The organism is Methylorubrum podarium, from assembly GCF_022179745.1.
Classification (GTDB): domain Bacteria; phylum Pseudomonadota; class Alphaproteobacteria; order Rhizobiales; family Beijerinckiaceae; genus Methylobacterium; species Methylobacterium podarium.
On sequence record NZ_BPRD01000276.1, the window covers coordinates 1 to 5,455 of the forward strand.

Consider the following 5,455-nt stretch of genomic DNA (forward strand, 5'->3'; position numbering starts at 1 on the left):
CGACGGCACGGTCGAGGCGGAGTCGCGTTCCGGCACCATCGCCTACCTGCCCCAGGCGGCCGAGATCGATCGCAGCTTCCCCTTGAGCGTCCTCGACCTCGTGGCGATGGGCCTGTGGCGCCCGCTCGGCGCGTGGCGCAGCCTCGCCCGCCAGCGCGCGCGCCTGCTCGACGCCCTCGCGATGGTCGGGCTCACCGGCTTCGAGGACCGGCCGATCGGCACCCTCTCCGGCGGACAGTTCCAGCGGGCGCTGTTCGCCCGGCTGATCGTGCAGGACGCGCGGATCATCCTGCTCGACGAGCCCTTCACCGGCATCGACGAGCGCACCACCGGCGACCTCATCGCGCTGATCCGCGGCTGGCACCGCGAGGGCCGCACCGTCGTCGCGGCGCTGCACGACCTCGCCCAGGTGCGCGCGCATTTCCCCTCGACCCTCGTGCTCGCCCGCCGCCCCATCGCCTGGGGACCGACCCGCGAGGTGCTGACGCCGCCGGTGCTGGCGCGGGCTCTGCGCCTGTCCGAGGCCTGGGACGAGGCCGCCGCGATCTGCCGCCATGAGGGGCATCACGAGGGACATCACGAGGGACATCACGAGGGACATCACGAAGCGCATCACGAGGCGCCGACGCCCGGGACCGCGGCGGCGGAACCGCACGACCACGGGCACGACCATGCCCACCACGATCATCAGGGGCACGGCCACGCCCACGCGCGTCACGGGGCCGTCTCGTGACGCTCGCCGACCTCACCGACATCCTGGTCGGCCCCTTCGTCGAGTTCGGCTTCATGCGCCGGGCGCTCGCCGGCTGCCTCGCGCTCTCCCTGTCGGCGCCGCCGCTCGGCGTCTTCCTGATGCTGCGCCGGATGAGCCTGATGAGCGAGGCGATGAGCCACGCCATCCTCCCCGGCGCCGCCGCGGGCTTCCTCGTCGCCGGGCTGTCGCTGCCGGCGATGACGCTGGGCGGGCTCGTGGCCGGCCTCGCGGTGGCCTTGGCCGCCGGGCTCGTCACCCGCTCGACCGTGCTGAAGGAGGACGCGAGTCTGGCCGCCTTCTACCTGATCTCGCTGGCGGGCGGGGTGTTCCTCGTGTCGCTGCGCGGCTCGCAGGTCGATCTGCTGCACATCCTGTTCGGCACCGTGCTGGCGCTGGACGACGACGCGCTCACGCTGCTCGGCGGCATCAGCAGCCTGACGCTGGTCGCGCTCGCCCTGCTCTACCGCCCGCTGGTGATCGAGTGCGTCGATCCGCTGTTCCTGCGCACGGTGAGCCGCGCCGGCGGCCCGGTCCACTCCGCCTTCCTCGCCCTCGTGGTGGTCAACCTCGTCGGCGGCTTCCAGGCGCTCGGCACGCTGCTGGCGGTCGGCCTGATGCTGCTGCCGGCAATCACCGCCCGGTTCTGGGCCGCCGACCTGTCGGGCCTGATTCCCGTGGCGATGCTGGTCTCGATGCTCTCCAGCGTGACCGGCCTGCTCGTCTCCTACCATGCCGGCATCCGGCTGCCGACGGGTCCGGCAATCGTGCTGGCGGCGGGCGCGCTCTACCTCGTCTCGATGCTGGTCGGCCCCCGCGGCGGCCTGATCCACCGCCTCGTGCGGCGGCGCCACCTGGAGGCGTGATACGGTTTCCGGCTGATCACCTCGGCTTCGGTCGAAGCGGCGGAGGGGAAAGGCGCCCTACAGCCCCAGGCCGGGGATCGCCTGGGAGAGCCAGGTGAAGGCGCTCATGATGCTGGCGAACAGGGTGTAGACGAAGCCGATCGAGATCCCGACGCCGACGCCGCCGATCAGCAGGCCGATCAGCACCACGAACCCGTCGCGCTCGACCAGTCCGAGGCCGATCAGCGAGACGGCGAGCCCGAGCGGGATCTGGCCGAAGAAGGGCGGCGCCACGATGAGCGCCAGCGCCAGCGCCAGGATCAGCACGCCCATGCCGCGCATGCCGACGGCCCCGTCGAACACGCTCAGCCGCGGGCGCGACCAGCGCTCCAGCCGGCGCAGGAGCGGCACCGCCCGGTTCACCGCCTTCTCCACCGTCGCGCGGGCGATCGACTGGTCGAGCAGCCGCCGCGGCAACCAGGGGGCCGACATCCCGGCCACGATCTGGATGGCGATGACGAGAAGGACCAGCCCGCAGACCAGCGGGATCGGCGGCGGCATCGGCAGGCAGTTGGGCAGGCCGAGCAGCACCACGAGCAGCGCGAAGGCGCGGTCCCGCAGCACGGCGACGATGTCGCCGACGGTCAGCCGCTCGCTCTCCTGGCTCGCAAGCATGGTGAGAACGTCGGAGGTGCGGGCAGCGGAGGACAAACCGGCTCGGCCGTTGATCTTTCGGTGAGCGCGGCTCTAGCCCAACCCGAACCATCCGCCAAGCGCCATCACCCCCGCGCGCGTGTCTTGCCACACAGGGGCAAACCACGCTCAGGTTGGCCGACTACTCCGATATATCATCTCAAGTAAAAGCGATCCGATAACTTGTCGCGAATCGTGAATTCTACTTAATCACCGCCGCAATTTGTGACAACCATTGGTCGTCCCTCCGGTTTCGGCGCGACCTGCAATGTCGAAACGCGCTCCTCCGAACGACGGTCACCAGGGTCCGGCCGCAATCCGGCGGGCCGCCCGCCGCCGCGCCGATCACCGGCCCGGCCTCGTCGTCCTGGCCGTCGTCCTCGGCAGTCCGGCCAGGGCGGACGACACGACGCTGCGGGCCGTCCTGTTCGGCAGCATGGAGGCCGGCGCCTCGACCTTCTCCGCCGGCGGCGCGAAGCTCGCCTTCGATCGGTTCGACCGCGACGGCCCCGTCGCCCTGGTGACGGCCGGCGTCGGCGTGCGGAGGGAGGGCGGCGGCCGCGAGCCCGTCCTGATGCGCTTCACCGCCCTCGGCGCGGCGCTCGCCGGCTACCAGTTCATCCGCGACTGGGGCGCGGTGACACTGTTCGCCGGCCCGGAAGCGTCCTGGGAGGCGCTGTCCCGTCCCGGCCTCCTGCAAGCCCTGCCCCTGCGGGCGGGCCTGCGCCTGCACGGCGAGGTCTGGGCGCGGCCGACGGAGACGACGCTGGCGACCGCGACCGTGATCCTCGGCTCCGCCCGCGGCGACGCCTATCTCCGGCTGTCCTGGGGCACCGCCCTGTTCGGGGCGTATCTCGGCCCGGAGGCCGCCCTCTACGGCGACCGGACCGACTACCGGAAATGGAGCGTCGGGCTGCACGCCACCGACTACGCGCTCGGCGGCTACCGCTTCCGCCTCTCCGCCGGGGGCCAGTTCGAGACGCCGCTCGACCGGTGGAGCCCCTACGTCGCCCTCGCGATCTGGAGCACGCTGTGAGGCGGCGGCCGGACATCACCCCTTGGTGCGCAGCGAGGAGCGCCCGCCATCGACGCCGATTACCTGCCCCGTGACGTAGGCCGCCTCCGGGCCGACGAGGAAGGCGGCGAGCGCGGCGACGTCCTCGGGCTCGCCGAGGCGCTGGAGCGCGTGCATCGAGGCGATGCCGGAAGCCAGCGTCGCGTTGCGGGTGATGGATTCGGCGAGCGGCGTCCGGGTCAGCGAGGGGGCGACCACGTTCACCCGGATCGCGGGCGCGAGTTCCGCGGCGAGCGAGAGGGCGAGCCCCTCGACCGCGCCCTTCGCCATGGCGACCGAGGCGTGATGTGAAAACCCCTGCGCGGCGGCGACCGTGGAGAACAGGACCACGCCCGCGCTCCCCTCCCCCGCGCCGGCCTTGAGCGCGGGGGCCGCCGCCTGCACCGCCAGGAAGGCGCCGAGGGCGTTGATGCGGAAATCCGCCTCGATGCGCGCCGGATCGAGCTTGGCGAGCGGCGCGAGCTGGATCGTTCCGACCGCGTAGACGAGGCCGCCGAGGCGGTCCCCCGCCTCCCCCGCCACCCGCGGGAAAAGGGCCGGATCGGTGACGTCGCCCGCGGTGAAGCCCGTCTCGCCGAGGTCGGACGCCGCCTTCTCCAGGCGCTCCGGGTCGCGCCCGACGAGGTGGAGGGCCGCGCCCCGGGCGCGCAGGGCCCGCGCCGTGGCGAGGCCGATGCCGCCGGTTCCGCCGTAGATCACGACCCGTTCCATGATGCCCCCTGTCGGGCCGTCTTCGTCCGAAGATTTCACCCTTGCCCGAAATCCACTAGCTAAGGCGGAGCCGGTCGGCGTGGAGCCGGCCTCCGCCGCCGCAGGCCCGCGCCGAACGTCGCAGGGCGATGCGGCCAGTCACGGGACGTCGCCATCCATGAAATTCGCCTTCGCCGGCATCGACTTCCTCGGCGGCGTGTTCGACGGGCTGATCGAGGCCGGCTGGAAGCCGGTGAAGCTGTTCACCCGGCCCTGCGACGGCATCTACGACTTCAACGAGGTCGTGGTGGCGCAGAGCCGGCGCCACCGCATCCCGATCCAGCTCTCGCGCCTCCTGCCCGACGACATCGAGCGGCTCGCCCAGGAGCACGGCCGCGACGTGGTCCTCGTCGTCGCCGGCTATCCCTGGCTCGTGCGGGGCTGGCACGGGCGGGTGCGCTACGCGCTGAACGTCCACCCCTCGCCGCTGCCGACGGGTCGCGGTCCCTACCCGCTCTTCAAGGCGGTCCTCGACGGCTACGAAAGCTGGGGCGTCACCGCCCACGTGCTCGCCGAGCAGGGCTTCGACACCGGCGACATCCTCGCCCAGGACATCTTTCCCCTCATCGAACGCGAGACCCACGAGACGCTGCTCGCCAAGTGCCAGATGGCGGCCCGCCGCCTCGCCCTCGGGCCGATCGGGAAAGACCTGGCCGAGCGCTGGCGCAAGGCGGAGCCGCAGGGCGACGGCTCCTACTGGCCGCGGGTGAACGACGCCGACCGCACCCTCGATTTCCGCAAGGACGTCGCCGAGGTCTTGCGCCGCGTGCGGGCCTTCGGCGCGATCGAGACCATCGCCCGGCTGGGCGAGGCCCGCGTCTTCGTCGCCGCCGCCGAGGGCTGGACCGAGGCGCACCGCCACGCCGCGGGCACCGTGGTGCACCGCCACCGCCGCCACATCGTGGTCGCCGCCCGCGACGGCTACGTGCAGCTCACCCGCTGGAGCCCGGTGCCGCTCAACGAGGCCGGGCAGATCGGGCGCTGAAGCATCGCGCTGGATCCCGAATCCATCGCGATGCTTTGGTCTCTTGTTTTTGCATCGTCCTTTTCCGAAAGCCGGTGCCCACCTTTCGGGACGATGCTCCAGCCAATGCCGCCGATGCGCCGCAAGGGCGACCTCCCCCAGAAGATCTGCGCCCAGTGCGGCCGCCCCTTCGCGTGGCGCAAGAAGTGGGAGCGGGTGTGGGAGGAGGTGCGCTACTGCTCCGACCGCTGCCGGGCGGAGGCGAAGCGCGCGGCGCGGAAGACCTGATCTCGGCCTCGTACGGCTTTCGGCTCTTCGCTTCGGACTTTACCCGACCCCGTCATCGCGAGCGGCAGCGAAGCGATCCAGGGCGCGAC

General features: G+C 72.1%; 7 protein-coding genes. 5 read left to right on the forward strand and 2 right to left on the reverse strand.

The annotated features are described in order from the left end of the window. Nucleotides 1-733, forward strand: a 733-nt coding sequence (locus tag MFF42_RS14250) for a metal ABC transporter ATP-binding protein (protein WP_238256321.1), incomplete at its 5' end; no start/stop codon positions are given. Beyond that, nucleotides 730-1,617 (forward strand): metal ABC transporter permease, encoded by an 888-nt coding sequence (locus tag MFF42_RS14255; RefSeq protein ID WP_238256322.1) that lies wholly within the window; start codon nucleotides 730-732, stop codon nucleotides 1,615-1,617. The genes MFF42_RS14250 and MFF42_RS14255, both read left to right, overlap by 4 nt. A 57-nt stretch (nucleotides 1,618-1,674) precedes the next feature. On the opposite strand, the gene MFF42_RS14260 is transcribed toward MFF42_RS14255, so the two are convergent. Then, nucleotides 1,675-2,271 (reverse strand): exopolysaccharide biosynthesis protein, encoded by a 597-nt coding sequence (locus tag MFF42_RS14260; protein WP_238256323.1) that lies wholly within the window; start codon nucleotides 2,269-2,271, stop codon nucleotides 1,675-1,677. 286 nt (nucleotides 2,272-2,557) lie between these two features. On the opposite strand from MFF42_RS14260, the gene bcsS reads away from it, so the two are divergent. Then, complete coding sequence (gene bcsS / locus MFF42_RS14265; RefSeq protein ID WP_238256324.1) at nucleotides 2,558-3,325, forward strand: cellulose biosynthesis protein BcsS; 768 nt, start codon at nucleotides 2,558-2,560, stop codon at nucleotides 3,323-3,325. A 15-nt stretch (nucleotides 3,326-3,340) separates the two neighbouring features. Here bcsS and MFF42_RS14270 read toward each other — a convergent pair whose 3' ends face one another. Next, nucleotides 3,341-4,075 (reverse strand): SDR family NAD(P)-dependent oxidoreductase, encoded by a 735-nt coding sequence (locus tag MFF42_RS14270; protein WP_238256325.1) that lies wholly within the window; start codon nucleotides 4,073-4,075, stop codon nucleotides 3,341-3,343. A 157-nt stretch (nucleotides 4,076-4,232) separates the two neighbouring features. Here MFF42_RS14270 and MFF42_RS14275 point away from each other — a divergent pair, with 157 nt between their 5' ends. Beyond that, entirely contained in the window at nucleotides 4,233-5,099 is an 867-nt protein-coding gene (locus MFF42_RS14275; RefSeq protein WP_238256326.1) for a methionyl-tRNA formyltransferase, read from the forward strand. A 105-nt stretch (nucleotides 5,100-5,204) separates the two neighbouring features. Then, nucleotides 5,205-5,366 (forward strand): DUF2256 domain-containing protein, encoded by a 162-nt coding sequence (locus tag MFF42_RS14280; RefSeq protein ID WP_238256327.1) that lies wholly within the window; start codon nucleotides 5,205-5,207, stop codon nucleotides 5,364-5,366. Nucleotides 5,367-5,455: the final 89 nt, after the last annotated feature.